The 21,787-nt window shown below is 60.5% G+C and carries 22 protein-coding genes and 2 pseudogenes; 12 read left to right on the top strand and 12 right to left on the bottom strand.

Annotation, left to right across the window (positions count from 1 at the left end; all coding sequences use genetic code 11):
• Positions 1-59: 59 nt before the first annotated feature.
• A pseudogene (locus tag ACFPN2_RS21870) lies at positions 60-573 on the bottom strand (DUF3422 family protein).
• A 168-nt stretch (positions 574-741) separates the two neighbouring features.
• Here ACFPN2_RS21870 and ACFPN2_RS21865 point away from each other — a divergent pair.
• The 4 genes from ACFPN2_RS21865 to ACFPN2_RS21850 all read left to right on the top strand — a co-directional run bounded on the left by ACFPN2_RS21865 (position 742) and on the right by ACFPN2_RS21850 (position 2,949).
• A complete protein-coding gene (locus ACFPN2_RS21865; RefSeq protein WP_380600558.1) occupies positions 742-1,125 on the top strand; it encodes a hypothetical protein in 384 nt (127 codons plus the stop codon).
• 417 nt (positions 1,126-1,542) lie between these two features.
• Positions 1,543-1,833 carry a type II toxin-antitoxin system TacA family antitoxin gene (locus ACFPN2_RS21860; RefSeq protein ID WP_380600556.1) on the top strand — a complete coding sequence of 97 codons (291 nt, stop codon included), beginning with the start codon at positions 1,543-1,545 and terminating at the stop codon, positions 1,831-1,833.
• Positions 1,834-2,361 (top strand): GNAT family N-acetyltransferase, encoded by a 528-nt coding sequence (locus ACFPN2_RS21855; protein WP_380600554.1) that lies wholly within the window; start codon positions 1,834-1,836, stop codon positions 2,359-2,361.
• 156 nt (positions 2,362-2,517) lie between these two features.
• Positions 2,518-2,949, top strand: coding sequence for a hypothetical protein (locus ACFPN2_RS21850; RefSeq protein ID WP_380600552.1), 432 nt, complete (start codon positions 2,518-2,520; stop codon positions 2,947-2,949).
• Between the two features lie 650 nt (positions 2,950-3,599).
• Here ACFPN2_RS21850 and ACFPN2_RS21845 read toward each other — a convergent pair.
• Positions 3,600-3,986, bottom strand: a complete 387-nt coding sequence (locus ACFPN2_RS21845; RefSeq protein WP_380600550.1) for a helix-turn-helix domain-containing protein — start codon at positions 3,984-3,986, stop codon at positions 3,600-3,602.
• 545 nt (positions 3,987-4,531) lie between these two features.
• Between ACFPN2_RS21845 and ACFPN2_RS21840 the strand changes: the two genes are divergently transcribed.
• Entirely contained in the window at positions 4,532-5,005 is a 474-nt protein-coding gene (locus ACFPN2_RS21840) for an NUDIX hydrolase (protein WP_380600548.1), read from the top strand.
• Between the two features lie 112 nt (positions 5,006-5,117).
• Here ACFPN2_RS21840 and ACFPN2_RS21835 read toward each other — a convergent pair whose 3' ends face one another.
• On the bottom strand, positions 5,118-5,906 hold the full coding sequence (locus ACFPN2_RS21835) for an SDR family NAD(P)-dependent oxidoreductase (protein WP_380600546.1): 789 nt from the start codon (positions 5,904-5,906) through the stop codon (positions 5,118-5,120).
• A 229-nt stretch (positions 5,907-6,135) separates the two neighbouring features.
• Here ACFPN2_RS21835 and ACFPN2_RS21830 point away from each other — a divergent pair, with 229 nt between their 5' ends.
• From ACFPN2_RS21830 to ACFPN2_RS21820, 3 genes and pseudogenes are all read left to right on the top strand, one after another.
• Positions 6,136-6,744: a TetR/AcrR family transcriptional regulator gene (locus ACFPN2_RS21830; RefSeq protein ID WP_380600889.1), complete on the top strand. Its 609-nt coding sequence runs from the start codon at positions 6,136-6,138 to the stop codon at positions 6,742-6,744.
• Positions 6,741-7,301: a PaaI family thioesterase gene (locus ACFPN2_RS21825; protein ID WP_380600544.1), complete on the top strand. Its 561-nt coding sequence runs from the start codon at positions 6,741-6,743 to the stop codon at positions 7,299-7,301. Before ACFPN2_RS21830 ends, ACFPN2_RS21825 begins: the two co-directional genes overlap by 4 nt.
• Positions 7,302-7,372: 71 nt before the next feature.
• Positions 7,373-7,849 (top strand): annotated as a pseudogene (locus ACFPN2_RS21820) (NADP-dependent oxidoreductase); the annotation flags it as partial.
• 162 nt (positions 7,850-8,011) lie between these two features.
• Here ACFPN2_RS21820 and ACFPN2_RS21815 read toward each other — a convergent pair.
• The 4 genes from ACFPN2_RS21815 to ACFPN2_RS21800 are packed head-to-tail and all read right to left on the bottom strand — an operon-like array spanning position 8,012 to position 12,316.
• The gene (locus tag ACFPN2_RS21815) at positions 8,012-8,440 is read right to left on the bottom strand and encodes a putative quinol monooxygenase (protein ID WP_380600542.1); all 429 of its coding nucleotides are present in this window, start codon (positions 8,438-8,440) and stop codon (positions 8,012-8,014) included.
• Between the two features lie 20 nt (positions 8,441-8,460).
• Positions 8,461-9,816: an 8'-apo-carotenoid 13,14-cleaving dioxygenase gene (locus ACFPN2_RS21810; protein WP_380600540.1), complete on the bottom strand. Its 1,356-nt coding sequence runs from the start codon at positions 9,814-9,816 to the stop codon at positions 8,461-8,463.
• A complete protein-coding gene (locus ACFPN2_RS21805) occupies positions 9,813-10,664 on the bottom strand; it encodes a VOC family protein (protein ID WP_380600538.1) in 852 nt (283 codons plus the stop codon). The genes ACFPN2_RS21810 and ACFPN2_RS21805 overlap by 4 nt, the downstream gene beginning before the upstream one ends.
• Positions 10,661-12,316 carry an SMP-30/gluconolactonase/LRE family protein gene (locus ACFPN2_RS21800; RefSeq protein ID WP_380600536.1) on the bottom strand — a complete coding sequence of 552 codons (1,656 nt, stop codon included), beginning with the start codon at positions 12,314-12,316 and terminating at the stop codon, positions 10,661-10,663. The genes ACFPN2_RS21805 and ACFPN2_RS21800 overlap by 4 nt, the downstream gene beginning before the upstream one ends.
• A gap of 158 nt (positions 12,317-12,474) precedes the next feature.
• Between ACFPN2_RS21800 and ACFPN2_RS21795 the strand changes: the two genes are divergently transcribed.
• The 3 genes from ACFPN2_RS21795 (at position 12,475) to ACFPN2_RS21785 (ending at position 16,834) form a co-directional block, all read left to right on the top strand.
• Positions 12,475-15,744, top strand: a complete 3,270-nt coding sequence (locus ACFPN2_RS21795; protein ID WP_380600534.1) for a sensor histidine kinase — start codon at positions 12,475-12,477, stop codon at positions 15,742-15,744.
• Entirely contained in the window at positions 15,741-16,388 is a 648-nt protein-coding gene (locus ACFPN2_RS21790; RefSeq protein WP_380600532.1) for a response regulator, read from the top strand. Before ACFPN2_RS21795 ends, ACFPN2_RS21790 begins: the two co-directional genes overlap by 4 nt.
• A 68-nt stretch (positions 16,389-16,456) precedes the next feature.
• On the top strand, positions 16,457-16,834 hold the full coding sequence (locus tag ACFPN2_RS21785) for a hypothetical protein (RefSeq protein WP_380600530.1): 378 nt from the start codon (positions 16,457-16,459) through the stop codon (positions 16,832-16,834).
• An 8-nt stretch (positions 16,835-16,842) separates the two neighbouring features.
• On the opposite strand, the gene ACFPN2_RS21780 is transcribed toward ACFPN2_RS21785, so the two are convergent.
• Entirely contained in the window at positions 16,843-17,595 is a 753-nt protein-coding gene (locus ACFPN2_RS21780; protein WP_380600528.1) for a hypothetical protein, read from the bottom strand.
• Between the two features lie 142 nt (positions 17,596-17,737).
• Positions 17,738-19,168, bottom strand: coding sequence for an amidohydrolase family protein (locus ACFPN2_RS21775; RefSeq protein ID WP_380600526.1), 1,431 nt, complete (start codon positions 19,166-19,168; stop codon positions 17,738-17,740).
• A gap of 254 nt (positions 19,169-19,422) precedes the next feature.
• Here ACFPN2_RS21775 and ACFPN2_RS21770 point away from each other — a divergent pair, with 254 nt between their 5' ends.
• Positions 19,423-19,671 (top strand): ribbon-helix-helix domain-containing protein, encoded by a 249-nt coding sequence (locus ACFPN2_RS21770; RefSeq protein ID WP_380600524.1) that lies wholly within the window; start codon positions 19,423-19,425, stop codon positions 19,669-19,671.
• Between the two features lie 193 nt (positions 19,672-19,864).
• On the opposite strand, the gene ACFPN2_RS21765 is transcribed toward ACFPN2_RS21770, so the two are convergent.
• The 3 genes from ACFPN2_RS21765 to ACFPN2_RS21755 all read right to left on the bottom strand — a co-directional run bounded on the left by ACFPN2_RS21765 (position 19,865) and on the right by ACFPN2_RS21755 (position 21,731).
• Positions 19,865-20,218 (bottom strand): DUF6152 family protein, encoded by a 354-nt coding sequence (locus tag ACFPN2_RS21765; protein WP_380600522.1) that lies wholly within the window; start codon positions 20,216-20,218, stop codon positions 19,865-19,867.
• Positions 20,219-20,346: 128 nt separating this feature from the next.
• A complete protein-coding gene (locus ACFPN2_RS21760; RefSeq protein WP_380600520.1) occupies positions 20,347-21,024 on the bottom strand; it encodes a hypothetical protein in 678 nt (225 codons plus the stop codon).
• 59 nt (positions 21,025-21,083) lie between these two features.
• Entirely contained in the window at positions 21,084-21,731 is a 648-nt protein-coding gene (locus tag ACFPN2_RS21755; RefSeq protein ID WP_380600518.1) for a hypothetical protein, read from the bottom strand.
• Positions 21,732-21,787: the final 56 nt, after the last annotated feature.

The following is a 21,787-nucleotide window of genomic DNA, read 5'->3' as shown; positions in this document are numbered from 1 at the left end:
GACCGCCGCTACCACCACCGGCGCCACAATGCCTAGCGCGAGATTTACATCCACCAGGATCACGTGCGCGAGTACCTTACCGACGACAGATCCTCCAGCCGCTGTTCGAACGACTCGCAGGTTCGAACCGCCGGCGTCAATCGAGGCTCGGTAAAGTCAGTGAGCGTTTGATACCCCGGCGCCCACCAATTGCGCATAGGCGCGCGTCGCCGTCATTCGATAGCGAGTATCCTCAATCAAGCGTGCGAGCTCAGCGGACAAGCGCGACAATTCATGGAACAACTGTTCATCATCGGCGGCGCCCCGCGCTATATCGCGAGTCAGAGAGGCAAGCGTCGTCTCCATTTTCGACGATGCAGGTGAAAGCGATTGCGCGACCGGCAGTGCCAGCAGCACCCTGTTTCGGTAGTTGCCGAGCTCCTGCAGCCGCTGGACCAGGCGCGCAGTGTCACCGGCACTGGCGCAGGCGCGATCGTGGATCAGCAACCGACCGAAGCCATCGGGATGGACGCGAAAGTTCGACCAGATTCGTGCCCGCCTACCGAGCACATCGCAACACACTGCCTCTTCCATGTTGAAGAACGTCTGCAGTTGCTGAGACGACAATCGCATCGAGCGGCCCCACAACGGCAACCCGCGTGGCCCGAATCGTCTGGCCGGGCAGCGACTCGATCCAGTCCTGCGGTAACTCATAGAAGACCGGCTGCTCGAACGGATGATCGAACTCTCAATGTCGATCAGGTGGAAAGCGAGCTGGCTGACAAAGCCGCGCACAGCACGGAAAAGAAACAACCGGCGGCGGCGAAACTCGGCGGGCCTGCGGGTGGAACGGCGGCAACCATTGCCCCTGCCCTCGCCGCCATCGGATCAGCGGCGTTGCTTCCGGGTTTGGTGCTCGCGGGCCCGATCGCTGTGGCGTTGGCCGCAGGTGGCGCGGTGACAATCGCCGGTGGCTTGATCACCACGCTCACGAACTGGGGCATTCCCAAAGGACGTGTCGAAGAATACGAATCGCAGATTCGTCAGGGCGGCGTGTTGATCGGCGTGCAAGCCCGCAACGATGCCGACACGGCTTACCTGCAACACGAGTGGCAAGCCGCGGGCGGCGAATTGATTCGAGCGTAGCGACGGTTCATGCGTGCGGTTAGTAACAAACTCGACGCGTGCGATTTACTCCTAATAGTGCGACCTCACGATTCATACCTTCTGGAACTTGCCTCACAACGCCGCCGTTCGTGGCTAGGCTGCGTAACGTTGTAGTTTGCTTCATGCGGCGGAAGTCGCACTCAGATACAAGAGCTTTCGAATGTTTTTAGCTCCCAAACCCCGAAGGCATCAGCCGGACGCCCCCCCCCCGTAGACAGGTCGTTTCGGATCATCTCACCCGAACACGCACGAATACTCAGGAACAGCGTGTAGAGGGTTCTCTGCCTTTGCCTGCCGATCATCGTGCTCGGCTGATGATCTATGTATTGACAACGTCATTACAGCGGATCAGCTTATCGATCGCTGCAATATCTGACGCCCGCCGTCGGAGGAATCATGAAGTCCAATAGTTCCGCCCCAGTCAAAAGAGACGATCTGATACAAATCAGAGCCTCTGCTGCGACCAAAGCCATGCTCAATCTCGCTGCCGCTCTTCGCGGCCAGAAGCTTTCCGAGTTCATGCTGGAGAGTGCCCGCACTCGCGCCGAAGAGACCATTTTGGATCAACGGCTGATTACCCTGGACGACGAAGCCTACAGCGCGTTTCTCGCGATGCTCGACGCGCCGGCCAAGCCGGATAAAGCTGTGCGAACACGCATGAGCCGTAAGCCGGCATGGGAACGCTGAGTGTCGGCAAAGCGCAGCGCCGTGCCGGCGCCTGAACGACCCACGCCGCAACACGATCTTTCCGAGTTCCGCAACGGCAAGCACGATTCGCTCGATGCATGGCTGCGCGAACGGGCACTTGCCAGCGAGGGCTTGTCCGCTCGCACATACGTCGTCTGCGCCAACGACGCACCAGGCCGAGTGATCGGTTATTACGCTAGTCCGACCGCGATGGCGCACCAATCAGGGTTGCCCAACGCCAAGTTGCGCCGGGGAATGCCGGATGAGGTGCCGCTGTTGCTCATCGGTCGCCTCGCCGTTGACGTGACCCATCAAAAGCGCGGATTGGGTACGGACCTGTTGATCGACGCATTACGTCGGTGTCTCAGTGCCGCCGATACGGCAGGAGCACGAGCAGTGATCACCCACGCCATTGATGACGACGCCGTGGCGTTCTACGAGCGGCACGGTTTCCTTCGCTGCCCGCTGGGCGAACGAACAATGCTGATGCCAATCGAAACCGCCCGCCTGCTTCTGCAATCTGGTTGACACGAATGGCCGCCGTCATAACTGCTCCTATTGCACATCACCATTGCTTTGCGCAGTAGTAACTTGTGCGCTATGACACTCCGAGGTTATCTACAGCAGCGATGTTAGTCGGTACACGCTTCAATTGGCGAAAACGAGTTAGGCACTGGAACTGTCATGAACCTGCATCCTGATTATCCGATCGTGACGGGCAGTTATCAGATGACTGACGAATGGACGGTCGTGCTGCCCGAGCACTTCAATCGGCGAATTGAGGATGGAAGCCTCGTGCTCTGGAAACCTGAGCTTACCTTCTGGATCGCAATCTGGGGGAATGACGGCGGTGAATCCACAGACGATCGCCTAACATCCATCCTCGAAACGGCGAGCGCTCTTCGGAGCGATCAACAGATTGAGCGTACTGCAGAGCTAGTCCGACTGACTTACGAGCTGCCGGAGGAAGACGCTTCGCGACCTAAAGCCGCTTACAGGTCGATTTCGGGGTATGTCATCTCTGCTGTAGGCCATGTTCAGATCTCAGCGTACTTCGACACGCCAAACGCTCGCACTCTCGGGTACAAAGTCATTCACTCGGTCCAGAATGCCTAGCACTGCCATCACACGCAGACCATCGAGTGTCCCCTCGAAGGCGGCCGTCAACCCCAGCATCAAGCGAGAATTCGAGCGGGAATCCTCACAGTGACGGATGTTCCCTTGCCGTGACAACGAGTCTCTGAATCTGCAGGAGTCAGAAGGTAGTCACTGTTGGGGGACCATCCAATGACCTTGATCGTCGCAACCTTGGGTGAAGGTCCATCGTGCATCCATGTAAAAGAGCCGACCAGCCAAATCTCAAGGTGATTTGATGCTCGGCTCGTCTCTATGTGCACTGGCACCGCTCCAGTCCCCGCCCACAGCGCACCGTGATCATCGAACGCCTGCATGAAGACCGCGGGTTCGCGCTCCCCACAGGCGGCCACGTCGACCATCGAGGGCGGCGGGAGACGTGCGGCATTCGGTTGGGGAACCATCTGTGATTGTATCAGTGCCACGGTTGCGAGCTGGCCAGCGTACGCCCCCGGACAAAAAGTTGCTAATCATGTATCAGATCGAGAGGCGCAGACCTCCCGCCGGTTGATATCACCTCACACGGACTCTCATCGGCACCCCAGGGACAGCGTCCTCGAAATTACCCGCATGACTTTCCGAGCCGCGCCGACGACCGGGAACTCCGATTCGTCTCGGCGTCAGCGGCCTGACTATTCCGGGACGATCCGTTTGATCTGGCTGAGGTTGATATAGATGGATTTGTCCTTTTGCACCAGCTTCAGCCATGAATCGTTGATCTCGACGATTTTTCCCTTGAGGCTATCGTTAAAGCGCGGGTCGATAACCGTAATTCCCATCACGATCCAGACTTCTTTACCCACCAATTCACTCAGCATTGCAGATTCCTCCTGTTCGAGATCACGGATATTCACGGCGAATGCCGACGCCAGCGCTTTCATCGATTGCAGCGAAGCGGTTGCCTCCTTCTCGATTCGCTGAATCGTTCTCAAGTTCAGGCCGGCTGCAATTGCCAGCTCCTCTTGAGACCACGCCTTGTCTTTCCTCATCCGCAGTATCAGCTCAGCATTCACTCTCATTGGATGGTCGTGCCTGTATTTGCGAAGACCTGAAAAGGATAGGTAGAGCGAACGGAATGACCGACGAACAACCGGCGGTGCCGGTACGCATGTCGTACGACAGTTCTACGACAGCTGCTGGAGAACTGCCAGGACCCAACGCCGGGATGCCGATAAGCATGCCGTCCCCGCCGGGAACTCGGGCCGTTCCCCGCCGGAGCAGCCCCTGCCGCCAGTTGACCCGGACTCGCAGGCGTTGTACGGCTGGAGAGCGCCATTCTTGAATGCGTCCCGCCGGTCTCCCCTCATTTTCAGGGACCGGAGATCCTCACCTCGGCGGCCCAACTTGATTGAAGCAAGCGTCACGCATAAAGGAGCCGTCGTCGTTCACTGTACGGAACGGCACGATCGAATCCCAGATTTTCATCGCACGCGAATCCGCACCGTCACCGCAGGAACAACGTGTATCGCTTCTCCGTCATTTGTTCTTTCGCCCGGACACCATTTTCGGCGATGATCACCTCCCAAGGCGGCAGAGCGCTGGAAGTTGTCCGCACGAGGGACCCATGGAGCTTCAATCAAACGTGTTCGACGTGTGGGTATTCCGACGAACCCCTTCCCGCAGCGTTGAATACCTGCTCCTTCACACGTCGCAGGAGAAAGCGGATCGTTGGTTCAACGGTGGACGTTTCTGGCAAGTGGCGAGTGATATCACCAAGCCATCGGAGCGGATCGTTCCGGCAATCGCGCGACGCTTGCGAGAGTTCGGTCTCGAGCCGAAGAGTGTCTGGGCGGCCGAGCATGTCTACACCATCTACAACCGCCGATTCGACTGCATTCAGATCATCGCCGTCTACGCAGCGGAAGTGAGTGCAGAAGGCGTTGAACTCAGCCCTGCGGAACATGCTGAGTATCGTTGGTGCACGTACGAGGAAGCCCACGACCTCGTCACGTACCGGGGCCTGAAGGACGGCCTTCGTTCAACAAAGGAGTATGTGACCGGCCCGGTCAGTCCGCCTCGGGAGCTTCAGTTGCTGTGAGGACCACGCCCCATGGGGGCGTGTCGTTCACGAGGATGAGCCTGCTTGAGTGAGCCAAGTACGTGAATGGGACAGCCGCTCGAAGGGCAATTCCAAAGGTTTGCCTTCTACTTCATGCGGCCCCTCGATATCGATCTGCGACATGCGCCTGCCTGATGTTTGAGACGAGGGCTAGCCGTGCAGCATCCAGGGCGTTCCAGCACGTGGCGTCGTGCAACGGCGGGATGGTCACGAGCTCGCGGCGGTCGAAACCAACCAGCGCTGCATCTACCAATTCGCCTACTTCCATCAAGTCGGGGAGCGCATTGACGTCTATGCCTGCACGCTCCCAGATCTCCGTGCGAGTACCCGCAGGGAGTACCGCCTGCACATAAACGCCCTTGGGCGAAAGCTCCAAGCTCAACCCCTGGGAGAGGAACAGTGCGAAGGCCTTCGTTGCACCGTAGACCGACATGCCGAATTCCGGCGCCAATCCAACCACTGAGCTGATATTGACGATTGCGCCTTCGCCGGCTTGCGCAAGCCGCGGAGCGATTGCATTGGCGAGTCGGACGAGCGCGGTTGTGTTGAGCGCGACGATTCGAGCGACATCGTCGGTCGCCTGCTCGATGAAGCTGCCGGAGTGGGCCGCCCCGGCATTGTTGATGAGAATCCCTATTCTGGAGTCATCGCGCAGGCGCATCTCAACGGCGGCCAAATCCTTGGGCTGAGTGAGATCGGCCTGGAGAATATCGATTGCGACCCTGTGCTCTTCGCGCAGTCGCGCCGCAAGCGTTTCCAGTCGTGCTTTGTCGCGGGCAACCAGCACCAGGTCGTGTCCGCGACGCGCGAAGCGCTCGGCGTAGGTGGCGCCAATACCAGAAGAAGCGCCAGTAATGAGGACTATGGAACGGGTGGTCATGTGTTAGCTCTCGTGATTGGGGGTCGGGAATCAGGTGAATTCATGCAGAGATGCGCAACGCAGCCGCGCCTGTGGACGTGGCCTCGGAGATGAGCAGGCCGGCCGCTGCCCGGCCACCACCCACGGTCAGGATGACGATCATCATCTAAGAGGTCAAGCACTTTGATGATGATCGACATCAATGTATATTGGCGACCTGGTTTTTGCGTTGAGAAAGAGGCATGTGGATATGAGAGTCACCAAAGCGCAGGCACAGGCGAATCGGGCACGCATTGTCGAGACGGCCTCTACCCTGTTTCGTGAGCGTGGCTACGACGGCGTGGGCGTGGCGGATCTGATGGCGGCCGCAGGCTTCACCCATGGCGGGTTCTACAGACACTTTCGCTCCAAGGCCGAATTGATGGCCGAAGCGGCAGCGAGCGGGCTCTCGCAGTCCCTGGCAAGTAGCGAGGGCTTGGAGGCCGCCGAGTTCTTCAAGCGCTATCTGTCCCGCAAGCATCGGGACGCCCGCAGCGCGGGCTGCACGATGGCGGCTCTCTGCGGGGACGCTACGCGTCAATCAGAGGAGGTCAAGGCGACCTTCGCGGCGGGGATCGAAAACATGCTGGCAACCCTTGGACGCGAAGGCGCCGCCACGCCGGGCCATGTGGATCAGCGCAGCGTGCGAGCAAAGATGATCGACATGCTTGCCCACGCGGTTGGCGCGGTGGTGTTGTCGCGCTCCTGTCCGGATGACTCCTCGCTGTCGGACGAGATTCTGAAGGTCTGCCGCAAACAAATCCTCGCGTCACTCTCAGCACAGCAACCAACTAACGTTCAGCCAAGGAGTCGCCGATGAATGTTCAGCAGGTCGTTACCCGTTGGGACGCGGAAGAAAGAGCAGTTCGCGCTCGTTTGAGAGATGCTGACGCCGCCCCGCAAGAACAGATCGCCGGTCGGACGGGCATGGAGATGTTCGAAGCGATTTTCGCCGGAGAGTTGCCGCCTGCTCCGATCGGCGACACGCTTGATTTTGTGCCGATTCACGTCGAGCCCGGTGCTGCGGTTTTCCAGGGCCGACCGCAGCGCAGGCATTACAACCCGCTGGGTACTGTACACGGCGGTTGGTTCGCCACGCTGCTCGACTCGGCGGTGGGATGTGCCGTGCATTCGACTTTGCCCGCGGGCAAAGCCTTCACGACGCTGGAGCTGAAAATCAACATGGTGCGCCCTTTGAACGACCGGGTGCCGCTGGTGCGCGCTGAGGGAAAGGTGATCCACGCGGGACGCCAGGTCGCCACGGCCGAGGGCCGGATCGTCGGCCCCGACGGCAAGCTCTACGCGCACGCCACTACGACGTGTCTCATTTTCGATCATCCTGCAACTGCTCGGGAGAGTTCTCATGGCCAAGCCTGAAGGCCAGTTCCTCGAGCGGACAACGGCACAGGTATGCCAATGCTGGGCCGATCACAAGCCTGGAAAAAGCCATGAAAGCATTTGTTCTGGAGCGCTATGAAAAAAAGCGCGCGTTACGGTCGGCAGACATGCCGACACCGCAGCTGCTTGATGACGAGGTCTTGGTGGAGGTCCACGCTGCGGGCGTGAATCTGCTGGACTCCAAGATCAGGGATGGAGAATTCAAGCTCATCCTGCCCTATCGCCTGCCCTGCGTCCTGGGTCACGATGTGGCCGGGGTGGTGGTCAAGGTCGGCCCGCTCGTGCGGCAGTTCACGCCGGGCGACGCCGTCTATGCGCGGCCTGATGATTTTCGGATCGGCACGTTCGCGGAGTTCGTCCCGGTCAAGGAGGCGTCACTTGCGCTCCAGCCCAAGGGCCTCTCGATGGAAGAAGCCGCGTCCATCCCGCTAGTGGGCTTGACGGCGTGGCAGGCACTGGTCGAGAAAGCCAAACTGAAGAAGGGGCAGAAAGTCTTCATTCAGGCAGGCTCCGGGGGCGTGGGTACCAGATCGCATCCGCCTACTCGAGTTCACGCTGCGCTCGTACGGCACCGTTCTCTAATCGAGCCGTCGACGTCATTGCTATGACAAGGCGGCAGGCGAGCTCATTCGACTGCCGTGAGTCGCGAGGCCCGACCGCACACAAACTACGCGTGTGCGCTCGAGCCCTCACCGCCGTGCCTCCGTTCTATTGCCAAGGATTTCCATCCGCACCACTTGCACGCCCCCATCGGCCAGTTCGGGCAACCTCGCGAACCAGGACTGCACATGAGGAGTCGCGTTGTGGGCTTCGAAATCGGCCTGGCTCAGGAAGATCTCGTAGAACACAAAATGTCCCGGCGTTTCGCGATCCTCGTGCAGGAAATAGACGAGGTTGTTCGGCTCGGCACGGACCTGAGTGACCAGCTTGAGTGTGATTTCTCGTAGCTCGCGTTCCTTGCCCGGCTTCGCACGCACTTGAGCCACGACCGCATAGGCACCGTCGGGGATTTCGCTATAGCGCATGGCACTTCCTCGCTGGTTGGTCGCAGGCTCACCGTTTGCGGCGGCGGCAATCAGCGTGAACAACAGAATAAAAATAGACAATGAGCGACGCATGACAGACCTCTCGAGCAACGTCACATTCGGAAGGCGGCTTGATTCTGCACCCAGTTGCCGTGGAATCCCGGCGGCACAATGTGCGGAATCCGGATGCTGGCCTGAGGCGCGGCGGTAAAGTTTCGCGCATCGAGGATGACGAGCTCAGTTGCATTCGCCATGGCATCGATGACGAAGCCGACGAGCCAGCCTTCGTCCTCGCCCGCCTTCGCATGCGCAGGCACGAACATGAACTCACAAGGATGGCGCTGCGGGCCGAAGTCATGAACCTGACGCGTGCCGGCGTTCAAGTCATGTTTGTAGAGCGCCGAGCCGAGAAACCATCCCGTCATCGCCATGGTGTAAGCATAGCGATAGGGCTGACCGAGGCGTCGCTCATCCGGCCGTGGAAACTCTTGCGGCGCTGGATCTAGAACGACACGCTCGACCCGCCGTGTCGTCGGGTCCAGGGTCCAGCGTTCCAGACCGCAGCGTTGCGAATCGGGTCCGGCTTTGATTCGAGAAAACATGCGGTCGTGGACGATCACATCCAGGATGACCTTGCCATCGCTCGCGTCGTAGCTGTTCACCGCATGGAAAATGTAGCAAGGATCGATCGGACACCAGAGGATGTCTTTCGCATCGCCCTCCCGCGGCAACAGCCCAATCCGTGCCGGATGTGACTGCCGCCAGCGATAGGGAAACGTCTGGCCCGTCATCCCTGCCCACAGTGAGAACGTGACCGGCAAATCCAGAATGATTGCGAAGCGCTGCGTGAACGCGGAATCGTGAATCATCGGACCGTGCTTGACCGGGATCGTCACCTCGCGCCGGACCTTGCCATCGGGCTTGACGACCACGTAGCGAATCGAGCGCCAGCGGGCCGCGTCGTAACAAATGCCGTGCATCTCACCGGTCAGCGGATCCACATGGGGATGGGCAGTGAAGCTGCCGTGGAGCGTGCCACCGAAATCGGTGTAACGCAGCGTCTCGAGCGTTTCGCCGATCTCGACGGGCGTGCTGCCGGCCTCGACCAGCCCGAGTGTCTTGCCGGCGAAGTGGACGACGTTGGTATTGACGGTGTCGAAGGTGTTACGCGGCCCTTCGACTCGTGGCTCGCCGAGCGCCTTGCTCACCGAGGTCGAGCGGATCCAGCGATTGCGATACCAACGCGCGCGACCGTTCTCGATCCGGATGCCATGGATCATGCCGTCGCCCGAGAACCAGTGATATTTGTCGGGCTTGGGCGCTCTGGGGTTCGGCCCCATTCGTAAGTAACGTCCGTCGAAGGCGGGCGGGATCGCGCCCGTGACCGGCAGATCCTCGAGCGTCAGCTCCTCCCGCATCGGCGTGTGAACGCCGGTGAGGTAAGGATTCGCGCCCATCACGGCGTTCACTGTGCCACCTTCCTTCGATGCGCCTGCAAGGCGCTGTCGAATGTTTGTTTCACCGGCCCAAGCGCCTGCACGAACTCCAGCTGTTCGCCTTCCGGGCCTTTGCAATAGATCAACCGCCAACCGTTCGACTTGCCTTCGGTGATGCCGTTGCTGTTGGCCTCTCTCGGCGCGGCCGCCCGCTCCTTTTCCGAGCGAACGGTGAGCACCCGATTCGCTCTGACCTGCGTCATGCCGCGCCGGCCCGACTCCGCCTCGAGATCGGCGATGAACTTGTTGAAATCGACATCGTCCCGAATGTGAAAGCAGATGTGCATCATCCGTGGGAACGCGGGACTCATGTGATCGAGAGGTTCGGCGAAGGCCGCGCCGCTGCCCGCGGGCTGCTCCGCGTCGCGGTATTGCAGGAGCTCGATCACGACGTTGTCGAATTGAATGAAGCGCACGTCCAGACGCTGCGCGCCGCTTCTCAAATCCGGAATGCCCATCGTGCGCGGATTAACCTTGCGCACGCGCGCCTCGATCTCCTGATCGGTCAGCAAGGTGTTGTGGATGCGCTCACCCTGGAAGTCGCCATCGCGCATCACCTCGGTTCCGCCGAGAACTTCGGTGTAGAACGTGAACGCTCGATCCATGTTCTGAACCGTGAGACCAAAGTGCTGCACGCCCTGCAATCTCGCGGCGAGCGGCCGATCGTTGCGCGGGACAGTGCTGGTTGGTCGATCGTCCGCCTCGGCATTTGTCGAGGTTACGGACGACGCCAGCAGTCCGCCCGCGATCGCTAATCCTGCGCCTTGCAGGATGCCTCGGCGCTGGATGTCTGTTTCATCGGAATGTTTGTGTTCGCTCATAAGGATCTCCTGGCGCCTTCTTTCCATAAACGGATCGTGGCAATCGAGGCTTGGGTGTAGCCGGGTGGCTCGGTCTCTCCGCCGAAGGGTGTGCCGCTCGTCATGGTGTTGGTCGTCAGCAGTCCGCCAACAAACGGCGCGGGCAAGTCGCTCAGAATGAGCTGACAGCGAACGGGGAACAGGCCGGTGGCGGGAAAGTCGACCATGAGCGCCAGACACTCACCCTTGCCACGAAAGGAGATCTCGCGCAGCTGAATCTCGGCGTAGAAGTTTTGCCGCGCGCGGTCTCGCGTCGGACCGAAGCAGCCGCGCAGTTCGGCGACGCGCTTGCTCCTCGCATCGATGATTCTTCCATCTTCCAGTCGCGTCTCGACGCTCCAGAAAGAAAACGAACGTTCGGCGTCGGCCGGAAAGGGATCGAAGCCCGTCTTCGATGAAGCGCATCCGTCGCTGACAGGCGCCTGCTGTTCGCGAATGCTACGCAGAACGTAGATGTCCTCGAGCGAAGCGTCAGATGTTGCGAGGCTCTTAGGCGGCGCATATGCAACCCACCCGAGGACAGGTGCGTGCAAACTGTGAATGTAGAGACGGTCGCCTACCTCCGTGGCACCCGTGGTTTCAGAATACGCACCGGTGGGATCCTGCAGGTCCTCGGTGACCTGACCGCTCTCATCAAAGGCAAAGACATGTGCATACGGTTTGCCGACCGGTAACCAAGCGCTCGGCAGCCGCAGCAGCACTTTTCGCATGAAAGGTTTTTGCGACAGACTGTCTGCCGCGGGATTGCGCGGTCTGAAGAGACCCGCCCAGATGCGACCATCGCGCCCTCGCATCAGATTGTCGGGGTAACCGGGCAGATTATCGAACAGCACCGTCGCCTGAGCGGGATCGCTTCGAATATCCAGATCTCGTGCGTCGCTCGGGATTTTCCAGATGCGATAGCGACCGGTTTCGGCGACGAACAAGCTTCGCCCATCGGACGATAGCGCGATGCCGTTCGCAAACGAGAACCCATGGGCCACAACTTGCGTGCTCGCGCTCGCAGGATCATACGCAAGCACCCGACCGGAGGCGGCCTGCTCCAGAATGTCGAGCACGCTCGCCTCCAGAGTGCCGCCCCACTTTGCTGGCGCAAAGCGCCCGGACGCATCGGTGAAAAAAACGGTTCCGTCGCGCGCCACGACGACGGAGTTGGCGTAACGCACGGGGTCATCCGAACTCACGTGATCGGTCAACACGCTCACGCGCCGATCGGCATCGATCATGAGCAGACCGCGCATCGCATCGGCGGCGACCATCCGCCCCTCATGGTCAAAGTCAAAGCCGAGGACGCGCCCCTGGGTGTTCGCAAAGATCTCTTGATGCGCGCCGTCCGGGTCCATTCGCATCAGATTGCCGCTGGTCATCGCCGCGTAGAGTTTGTCGTCGGGTCCGAGGACGATGTGCTCCGGACCGAATTCATTGCCGATGTCGATGGTGTGCAGACCCGACAGGCGCGTGTTCGACGCATGAACGCCGGTGTAACCGGGCGGGGTCGGTGCGAGCCATGCCACAGGCTCCGCAGGCACGGGCCAGAAGCATAGATAGGCTGCGACTGCCGCCAACAAGAGTCCCGCGGCGCCCGCGAGTCTTCGAACGGTCAAAGCGCTCACCTCGTCCCTCCCCCAGCACCGACGTGCGAGCGCTATGATCGATCAGCGGCAAAGGTCGTGCATCCCTACGAAGGAGCCATCGTCTGCTCCCCTTTCGGGTACAAGGGATTGCTTCGCGCTTCTCACAGGACTGGCGGCGTCGGTACTATCGCGTCCTCATGAGCCCGACGATTCATCAGTGGCTTCCACGTCGCCTGCGGCGGCTTGCGCTCACCGTCATGGCGCTCTGTGCGATCGTGACTACGACGTGCTACGCCGATCTCTCCTCCGGCCCTGCCGTGGCGCAGATCGATCCGCAGATTGTCCAACTCGGTGTGACCGAGGGAGATGACCTCCGCTTCGTGCGCTTGTCACGCGCCCAGGGACTCTCACAACAGCGCGTGACCCACATCGTTCAGGACGGTCGTGGCTTTCTCTGGTTCGGGACGCAGTACGGTCTCAATCGCTACGACGGCTATCAGTTCCGAGTGTTCAAAAACGATCCGGCCGATCCGGAGAGTCTGTGCGATGTCCACATCACAGCACTCTTCAAAGACCGCGCCGGACACCTGTGGGTCGGGTGTGCCTACTCGGTCGACCGCTACGATCCGGTGACTGAAACGTTCGTGCACTATCGACTCGAGCAGTCGGCAGCCGCACACACGAGCGGCGATGTACGTCACATTAGCGAGGACCGTGAAGGCCATCTATGGTTGTCCACGGGATACGGGCTGTACCGTCTCGATCCACAGAGCGGTCTCGTACGGCGCTTCGTGCACGAGGCCGCAAACGCCAACAGCCTGAGCAGCAGCGTGATCAAGTTCAGCGGCGAGGATCGAGCCGGTGCCTTCTGGGTGGCAACCGCAGCGGGACTCGATCGGTTCGATCCCCGCAGCGCGCGGGTCACGCTGCGCGTGCCGATCCCCGAAACCCGATCGCTGAAGTTTTATGAAGATCGGGCAGGAACGTTTTGGATCCTGGGCGAATCGGGCCCGGGACTTGCGATTCTGGATCGCCGCACACAGCGCCTCGTGCGCTACTCCTTCGCTGATAAGGAAGTCCCCGGGCTGCCATTAACCGGCGTCACGTCGATGCTCGAAGACCAGGAGGGAACGCTTTGGGTCGGAACGGTCGCCGATGGCCTGCTGAAGTTCGACCGGTCGCGGCAACGGCTCACGCGCTATCGCAACGATCCGACCAACATCGAAAGTCTCACCGAGAACCGCATCACGACGTTGCTCGAAGATCGCGAAGGTCACATCTGGACGGGCTTCGGCGCGACCGAACCCGGTTTCTTCACCCGCAGCCCGTCGCCCTTCACCAAGCTACCGACCGATGTTCGCAATCCAAACAATCTGGGCGAGACGCTGGTCAATGTCATCTATGAGGATCGTCACGGCATCCTGTGGATGGGCACGACCGGCGCGCTCAATCGACTGGACCGCAGCAGCGGCCAACTCACTCATTTCGACATCCCGGGCCAGGGGATTGCGGCCGATGTCCTGGCCATCATCGACGATCCCTCCTCCGACGCGCTGTGGGTCGGGACCGGCGGCCAGGGATTGTATCGACTCGATACGACCACCCATCGTCTGCAGGCCTTTCGTCACGACAGCAAAGATCCGACCAGCTTGAGCGACAACCGGGTCATTCGTCTGTTCACCGATTCCCGCAAGCAACTCTGGATCGGCACCTACGATGGCTTGAACCAGTTCGATCCCGCCACCCAGACCTTTGTCACCTATCGGCATGGCAAACCGGAGACACAACATGTCTATCGCTCGATCGTTGAGGACGCGCGCGGCATACTCTGGACGGATGCCGACGGCGACGGCGTACAGCAGTTCAATCCCGACACCGGCCACTTCACGCGGGTACAGCTGCAGCCCGCGAACGAAAGCCCGCTGCTCTACAAGCGCGTGCTGTCGCTGTACATCGATCGCGTTGGCGCGTTGTGGGCTGGAACTGGCAATGGACTGTTTCGCCATGACATCGAAACAGGTACGAGCCGGTATTACAGCGAACGCGACGGGCTGCCGAGCAACGCCGTCAGCTGCGCGTTCGAGGATGCCTCGGGACAACTCTGGCTCGGAACGAGTGCGGGCCTGTCGCGTCTAAACCGCGAGCGCCGAGTTTTCAAGAATTACTCACCCGCAGACGGACTGCCGGGGCTGGATTTCACGGGCTTCAGCGCGTGTTACCGGGGCGCCTCGGGAGACATGTTCTTCGGGGGCTTTGCCGGCGCAGTCGCATTCCGGCCGGAGAACCTGCGCGAAATCGACTCGCCGCTTCCGGTGGCGCTCACCGGTTTCCAGCTCGCCGATGTTTCTGTGACACCGGGCTCGAGCTCGCTGTTATCTCGTGCGATCGACTATACGAGCGCCATCACCTTGTCACACTCGCAATCGAGCTTCTCGATCGAGTTCGCCGCGCTCGGGTTTCGCAGCCCGTCGACGAACCGGTATCGTCATCGGCTCGCCGGACTGGAAAACAGCTGGCACGAAGTCGGCAGCGATCGACGGTTTGCCAGTTACACCCGGTTGCCGCCCGGCCAATACCGGTTTCAGGTACAAGCCGCGACCAGCCGTGGCTCGTGGGGCGAACCGGGTGCCGAGGTCGCCATCGAGATACGACCGCCGTGGTGGGGAACGTGGTGGTTCAGAGGCTTGCTGGTGCTCTTGGGGCTGGCAGTCATCCGCGCCCTTTATATTCTGCGCATTCGACAGATCGCACATGGCTTCGATATTCGGCTGGAAGAGCGCGTGAGCGAGCGAACGCGCATCGCACGCGAGCTGCACGATTCGTTGCTCCAAAGCTTTCAAGGCTTGATCTTTCGATTGCAGGCCGTGCATGCGTTGTTGCCGGATCGCACGCCCGAGGCGGCAGCGCTGCTCGAAAAATCTCTCGATCACGGCGATCGCGCCATCGCTGAGGCTCGCTCGGCCGTGCACGATCTGCGCTCCAACGCCCCGGTTGCAAGTGACCTATCCGATGCGCTAACGGCGCTGGGCCAGGAGCTCTGCGACGATGGGCTGGGATCGCACTCATTCCGGGTCGTAGTGGAAGGCGCGGCGCGGCCCATCGCGCCGCTCGTTCGAGACGAGGTCTACCGCATCGCTCGTGAAGCCCTGCGAAATGCCGCTCAGCATTCTCAGGCACGTCACATCGAGGCCGAGCTACACTACGGCGAGAACGCATTCGTCCTGCGACTCCGCGACGACGGCGTCGGCATCGATGCGAATGTGGTGCACGAAGCACAGCGTGCAGGTCATTGGGGACTGCAAGGGATGCGTGAGCGAGCAGAGGCGCTTGGTGCTCGACTGGATGTATGGAGCGAGCTCAACGCCGGCACCGAAATCGAGCTGTCGATTCCCGCACCGATCGCGTACCCACGTGCCGGGACGCATCGCTCGTGGTTCAGACTCAGCGCACTCTGGAAACGATCATGAGCACCGACGCCCCGATCCGGATTCTGGCCGCCGACGATCACCCGTTGCTGCGCGAGGGAATCGCTTCGTTGATCGGCACTCAACGCGACATGCAACTCGTGGCAGAGGCTGCGACCGGGCGCGAAACGATCGAGCAGTTTCGCGCCGTGCGTCCTGACGTGACGCTGCTCGACATCCAGATGCCGGAGACCAGCGGCATCGACGCGCTGATCGCCATCCGCAGCGAATTCCCCACCGCAAAGATCATCATGCTGACGACCTATGGCGGAGACGCGCTGGCTCAGCGCGCCCTCAAAGCGGGCGCGTACTCCTACGTCCTCAAGGGACTGGTCCGAAAAGAATTGATCGATACCATTCGCGCGGCCCACGCGGGCCAAAAGCGCATTCATCCCCAGGTGGCCTCCGAGCTTGCCGCTCATCTTGGCGAAGACACGCTCTCGGATCGCGAGATCGAAGTGTTGACCCTGGTCGCGGTCGGCAACTCCAACAAGGAAATCGGCGCCCGCCTGTTCATCACGGAAGAAACCGCCAAGGCGCACCTGAAGCGCATCATTGCGAAACTGGGCGCCAACGATCGCACGCATGCCGTGACCTTGGCGATGAGCCGGGGCATTCTCGCCAGTCCCTTTCCCTCGAAGGGATAATCGGACCACTCCCAGTTCGGGGATCTCACGCGACGGCGAAGACGAGTAATCTCGGCCGTGAGACACCGATGCAACGTTTATTTTCCACTTTTCCCAACGGCTGGCCAGGATGCGGACTGTTGCTGCTGCGATTGAGCTGTGGCACGCCACCGTTGCTCATCGGCGGCGCCAAATTATGGGGAGCGCAAGTCGATGCGGCTTTCGGGACCACGCTGCTCAGCTGTGCAACGGCGCTCTCCATACTCCTCGGATTCTGGACGCCGCTCGCCGCCTCGAGTCAGGCCGTTCTACAAGGCGTCCTTGCGTTCTCCGGCGAAACGTTCGAATGGACCCACCTGACGCTTGCGATCACCGATATCAGTCTGGTGATGCTCGGCCCGGGATCCTTGTCCCTGGACGCTCGTCGCTATGGGCGCAAGCGTATCGATCTCGGGCGTTCGCGTTGACCTCGATGTCACGGCGCGTTGGCGTCCGCTTTGGTCTCCACGACGCGTAACTCACCGTTGTATTCGTTGCGTGAGAACACGACATAGCCGACACCCGTGTAGGACCAGGACACGCGGCGGGTGTCGCTGCCAAAGTAGAACGGAATCCCCCTCTTCCCGGTCGATTCGGAAGACACATGATCCGGTGAGCCGATCGCGATGATGACCTCACTCTCGCGCATCTCCTGCCGGATGTTGGCCAGATCGATCGACCGTCGGGACGCAGGTGCTTGCGGTTGGGCGGTCGCGAGCGTCGCATCGGCTTTCATTTCCGTGATCAGTCGGCAACAGTCTTTCAACGTTGCCTGAGCCAGGCCTTTGGCGGTGGGTTCGAGGCTGGATTTGAAGTACCAGCCGTGACCGGACGTGCCGCGCAGTTGGTAGTAGTACGTCTGCCCCGCTTCCCATTCGGCATCCCCCTGCCACCCGGGCGTGCCGCTCGCCGCCGGCCAACGGATCGCGAGTTGATGTTTGCCGGGATCGACGAGTGCATGCGCAAACCCCTGCTGCGGGATTGCGAAGACTTGCGTGCCATCCACATCGATCTTCGCAGCCAGCTTGGTCGGCTCGGCGTACTCACGATAGACCACCATCACGGCTTTATCCTGCGGCGGCTGGGGCAGCACCATCTCCCCGAACTTCGGGCCGGTCGGCGCTGACGCGCAGCCTGCAAGAGCCAAGGTACCGATGATGCATAGGTGCCGAAGTCCGCCGATCTTCATGCTGATCTCCCCAATCCGTGCGTTTGAATTTGCGGGATCGGAGGTTGCCTCAGCAGCTCACAGTTCTCAAGCCGCAGAACTCGGCGAAATGAGCGAAATGGGGCGCAGTTCGCACCCCAATCCTCACTTCACTCGTTTCTAGTCACTTCCGCACGGGCAGTGGCACTTCTTCATGGGCCGGCGTGTAGATGCGGCCTTCCTGCAGCATCAGTCGGCCATTCACGAAGGCGGTGCGCACCTTGCGAAAGGCGTTGAAATCCTCATCGGGATTGCCGTCGACGACGATGATGTCGGCAAGCTTGCCCGTCTCGATCGTGCCGAGGCGATCACCCATGTGCAGAATCTCGGCGCTCGTCTTGGTCGCCGCGACCAGTGCCTCTGCCTTCGTGAAGCCAATCTGCGTGAAGGATTCGAGCTCGTCGATATAGGCGCCGGGCATGTACTCGGGCGAGCTGATGATGAGATCGAGGCCGATGCCCATCTTTACCTTCGCCTGGCGCATCTTCCTAGCCATCGCCACGATCGTATCTTCGTTGAGCTCGAACCTTCGCGAGGTGGAGCCGAAGTAGCCGCCGCTGTTCCGTTGAATGATGCGATAGGTGACGAGCGTCGGCACTGAAGCGACACCTCGCTTGGCCATGAGCGCGATAGCCTTGTCACTGCGTGGCAACGGATGCTCGATGGAGTCGACGCCCGCTTTGATCGCCATGTCGATGTATTGCGTCTCGGCATCGACGGTCACCGGCATACCCAACGAATGCGCCTCATCGACCGCAGCGGTGACCTCTTCCTGGGTGTATTCGCTTGCGAGCTTGATCAAGTCGGCGCCCTTCGCGAACTGAATCCGCACCGCCTCGCGCCACTGATCGGGACCGGTCGCGATACGAACCATGGAGTTGAGATTGCCGTTGGGCACTTCCGGATAGTTCGGGGTCATCGCGTGCAACGCGCCGTGCCCACCGATGCCCGTGATCAATTGGCCGGCGGTGAAGATGCGTGGACCCTGGATTTCACCCGAGGCCTGCAGGCGCTTCAACACGAACGGCGAGTCGCCATGAGAGGCTACGTCGCGCACGCTCGTGACACCGGCCTGCAAATGGATCGCCATCCGGCGCAATCCGCGCATCACGGATTCGGCGCCGCTGGTGTTTCCATTCGTGTAGAGGGTCAGGTCGCCGGTATCGACGAACGTGAGATGCGTGTGCAGATCGATGAGACCGGGCATCACGGTCTTCCCCGTCACGTCGTAAACCACCGCATCCGCGGGCCAGTTGCGTTCTCCCGGATTCAGGATCGCCGTGATCGATTTGCCCTGGACCACGATCGTCGCGGGTCTCGCTGGTGCCCCGGTGCCATCGAACAAACGGCCGCCGAGCAAGACGAACGAGCCTTTGGGTGCGTTGAAGTCGGCTGGCACGGGAATGCGCAGTCCGTCATCGGAAGTCGGCACCGAATGCGGTAGCCACTGATCGCGGTTGTAGATGGGCCGGGCCTCCGGCCCGCCGTCCTGTGCGACAACGGTCGTCGCGATCAGCGGCACCACACACATCAATCGACGCAACCAAGCGAGCATTCGTCTCTTCCTTATCTTGTCATCCCCTCGCTCGATTCTAGGGAGGACTCGCACGAGCGCCACTAATAACACTAATGTGCGTTATAAGAGTTGCTGAAGTGGCGACGTCAGCAGCGCCACAGACCAGATGATCCGTGGAACCGGATCAGCGAGATCGCAAACGACTGCACCCGTTGCCCAGTTTCGGTGGTTCCCTGCTCTGTGAGCCAATCGGCGAGTTTGCCAAACTTTGCCGAGGCGGCGATGATGGGCGTATGGCTACGATAAACATCTCCTTGCCAGATTCGCTCAAGGATTTCGTCGAGGAGCAGGTCAATCAACGTGGCTACGGCACGAGCAGCGAATACGTCCGCGAGCTGATATACAAGGAACAGGATCGCCTGCAGTTGCGCAATCTACTACTCGACGGTGCGTCGTCAGCGCTGACCAAGCGGGTCGATAGCGCCTATTTCGAGGGCCTGCGCAAGAAAGTCAGAGCAAGCAAACCCGGCGCTCGTCGGTAATGGCCAAAACCGTCGTCCCACGGGAACTGGCAATCAGGATCCGGACGAGGCGATCAATTAACACCTGAGCGAGAGCTCTGGACGCTGCGCTCGGTTTTATCGATGCGCTCGAGCGAGTATAGAGTTATATCGGCCGCCATCAGGACGCGGGCTCCTCGAGATATGCCCATGAACTGTTCCGTAACTCGAGTCGTTATCTCAGCTCGACCGTCTTCCCCGCGACCGAGATCCGCTCGGCGCGCAGTTCTTTCTCATCGGACTTGCTTCGATAGCCTTCGACCGTTGCGGTCGTCCCCACTTTGAGCATCGCTTCGGTGAGGCCGCGATTGGTCATTCGCGAGGGCGGCGCAAGGACCACTTCCCAGGTTTTGTCGGCGGTCTTCAGCTGAAGGGAGCCGTGCGGATTGGCGTAGCTCGATTGCTCGATCGTGCCCGAGAGTTTTTGCAGCTCCTCGGTGTAGCCCGTCCAACCATGATGAGCGAGCGCGGTGCCGGCGAATGCGACAGTGCACGCCGCGGCCCAGAACAATCCTCGTGTGCGATTCATGGGTCGTCCTCAGTGCGATGGATATGGGTCAGTGGCTACGATCATACTCATCCGCATCGTGGACGCCAGAAGCGCGGCGTGCCGGAGAAACCTGCACGCCGCGCAAAGTTACATCATCAGCCGATCGATTATTCCGTGGGCTCCTCGACCGGGCACGGCGGCGTGGCCGGACGCTTGAAGCTCACGACGTTGACGGTCGCGTAACCTTCGCCCGTGCCCGCGATCCAGAGGCGTTTGATATTGGCGGTCGAGGACGTCACGGTCATCGACTGATGGCCGTACTGGGTGCTGGCGGTATAGTTCTGGAGGTAGGTGATCGTCTTGGTGATGGTCACGATGTTGCCGGCGGCGTCGAACGCCAGGACGTTGGGCCGGTCGTTACCGTACGTGGAATCGAACTGGATGAAATCCGTCTCCGAATCGAAGCTCAGTTCCAGAATGTGTTGCGGAATACTCGAGCAGCGAGAAAAAGCGGGATTCGTCAGGCAAGTCTGGATGGTGGTATTGCTATCCGAGGTCCAGTTTCTGCTATAGCCCGTGGCGGTCGGCCAGGCGAATGCGGCCAGGCGGAGCCCGTCACAGAATGAGTTGGGCGCTGTCCCACAGCTCGAGGGGTAGACGGGCGTGGACACATAGCCCCCGTTGGCCCAGGTGATATGAGAGAGCGTGACGTGCTCGAAGACATTGCTGATATCGGTCCCCACTGAATAGAGATCCGCGTCGATGGTCGTGATATCGGCGTGTGCCGATGCAGTCGCCATGAGTCCGATCAGCGCACTCACAGCAACCCAAGATCCGTTGGTCATGGTTTCGTTCCTTTTAAAGCATCGTTAATCGATTGAGCAGACGTGGGCGGCGCCCACCCTCACTGCGAGGGTTCCTCGACCGGGCACGTCGTCGCGGGACGCTGGAAGTCGATGATGTTGACCAACGAGCTACGTCCGCTATCGCCCGCGATCCAGAGACGTTTGATATTGGCGCTCGCGGACGTGAGGGTCAGGAGCTGATGGCCGAACAGATTGCTCCCGGTGAAGGTCGACAGGTAGGTCACCTGCGTGGTCAATGTCACAACGTTGCCGGCGGCGTCGAAGGCGAGAAAGACGGGATTATTGTTTCGGTAGGTGGCGTCGAACTGGACGAAATCCGTCTCGGTATCGAAGGTCAGTTCCAGAATGTGCTGAGCCGGGCTCGCGCAGCCCGCGTAGGTGGGGTCTACGAGGCAAGTCTGGACCGTGGTCATGTTATCCACGGTATAGCTTCCGAAAGAGGCCACGCCGAGTGAGTTACAGAACGGGTTGACCCCCGTTCCACAGCTCGCGGAAGTGACAGGGGAAGACTGGTAGGCCCCATTGGCCCAGGTGAGGCGAGAGAGCGTGACGTGATCGGAGATATTGCTGACATCGGTGCCCGCCGCATAGGGATCCGCGTCAAGGGTTGTGAAATCGGCGTGCGCCGCTGCAGTCGCCATGAGTCCCAGCAAAGCACTCATTGCAACCCAAGATCCGTTGGTCATAGGTCCTTCCTTCTGTGTGATAGGCGGCGCTACTACAGCAACTTCGATGCCAGCCA

Source organism: Steroidobacter flavus (assembly GCF_042651805.1).
In the GTDB taxonomy this organism is placed as follows: domain Bacteria; phylum Pseudomonadota; class Gammaproteobacteria; order Steroidobacterales; family Steroidobacteraceae; genus Steroidobacter; species Steroidobacter flavus.
The sequence above is the reverse complement of the archived record's forward strand: the minus strand, read 5'-3'. Positions and strand labels throughout refer to the sequence as shown.

What these genes read in the sequence shown, in the direction of transcription:
- ACFPN2_RS21860 (WP_380600556.1), top strand. Translation starts at nt 1,543, where the DNA reads ATGAAGTCCAATAGTTCCGCCCCAGTCAAAAGAGACGATCTGATACAA.
- ACFPN2_RS21850 (WP_380600552.1), top strand. Translation starts at nt 2,518, where the DNA reads ATGAACCTGCATCCTGATTATCCGATCGTGACGGGCAGTTATCAGATG.
- ACFPN2_RS21845 (WP_380600550.1), bottom strand. Translation starts at nt 3,986, where the DNA reads ATGAGAGTGAATGCTGAGCTGATACTGCGGATGAGGAAAGACAAGGCG.
- ACFPN2_RS21840 (WP_380600548.1), top strand. Translation starts at nt 4,532, where the DNA reads ATGGAGCTTCAATCAAACGTGTTCGACGTGTGGGTATTCCGACGAACC.
- ACFPN2_RS21835 (WP_380600546.1), bottom strand. Translation starts at nt 5,906, where the DNA reads ATGACCACCCGTTCCATAGTCCTCATTACTGGCGCTTCTTCTGGTATT.
- ACFPN2_RS21830 (WP_380600889.1), top strand. Translation starts at nt 6,136, where the DNA reads ATGAGAGTCACCAAAGCGCAGGCACAGGCGAATCGGGCACGCATTGTC.
- ACFPN2_RS21825 (WP_380600544.1), top strand. Translation starts at nt 6,741, where the DNA reads ATGAATGTTCAGCAGGTCGTTACCCGTTGGGACGCGGAAGAAAGAGCA.
- ACFPN2_RS21815 (WP_380600542.1), bottom strand. Translation starts at nt 8,440, where the DNA reads ATGCGTCGCTCATTGTCTATTTTTATTCTGTTGTTCACGCTGATTGCC.
- ACFPN2_RS21805 (WP_380600538.1), bottom strand. Translation starts at nt 10,664, where the DNA reads ATGAGCGAACACAAACATTCCGATGAAACAGACATCCAGCGCCGAGGC.
- ACFPN2_RS21795 (WP_380600534.1), top strand. Translation starts at nt 12,475, where the DNA reads ATGAGCCCGACGATTCATCAGTGGCTTCCACGTCGCCTGCGGCGGCTT.
- ACFPN2_RS21790 (WP_380600532.1), top strand. Translation starts at nt 15,741, where the DNA reads ATGAGCACCGACGCCCCGATCCGGATTCTGGCCGCCGACGATCACCCG.
- ACFPN2_RS21785 (WP_380600530.1), top strand. Translation starts at nt 16,457, where the DNA reads ATGCAACGTTTATTTTCCACTTTTCCCAACGGCTGGCCAGGATGCGGA.
- ACFPN2_RS21780 (WP_380600528.1), bottom strand. Translation starts at nt 17,595, where the DNA reads ATGAAGATCGGCGGACTTCGGCACCTATGCATCATCGGTACCTTGGCT.
- ACFPN2_RS21775 (WP_380600526.1), bottom strand. Translation starts at nt 19,168, where the DNA reads ATGCTCGCTTGGTTGCGTCGATTGATGTGTGTGGTGCCGCTGATCGCG.
- ACFPN2_RS21770 (WP_380600524.1), top strand. Translation starts at nt 19,423, where the DNA reads ATGGCTACGATAAACATCTCCTTGCCAGATTCGCTCAAGGATTTCGTC.
- ACFPN2_RS21765 (WP_380600522.1), bottom strand. Translation starts at nt 20,218, where the DNA reads ATGAATCGCACACGAGGATTGTTCTGGGCCGCGGCGTGCACTGTCGCA.
- ACFPN2_RS21760 (WP_380600520.1), bottom strand. Translation starts at nt 21,024, where the DNA reads ATGACCAACGGATCTTGGGTTGCTGTGAGTGCGCTGATCGGACTCATG.
- ACFPN2_RS21755 (WP_380600518.1), bottom strand. Translation starts at nt 21,731, where the DNA reads ATGACCAACGGATCTTGGGTTGCAATGAGTGCTTTGCTGGGACTCATG.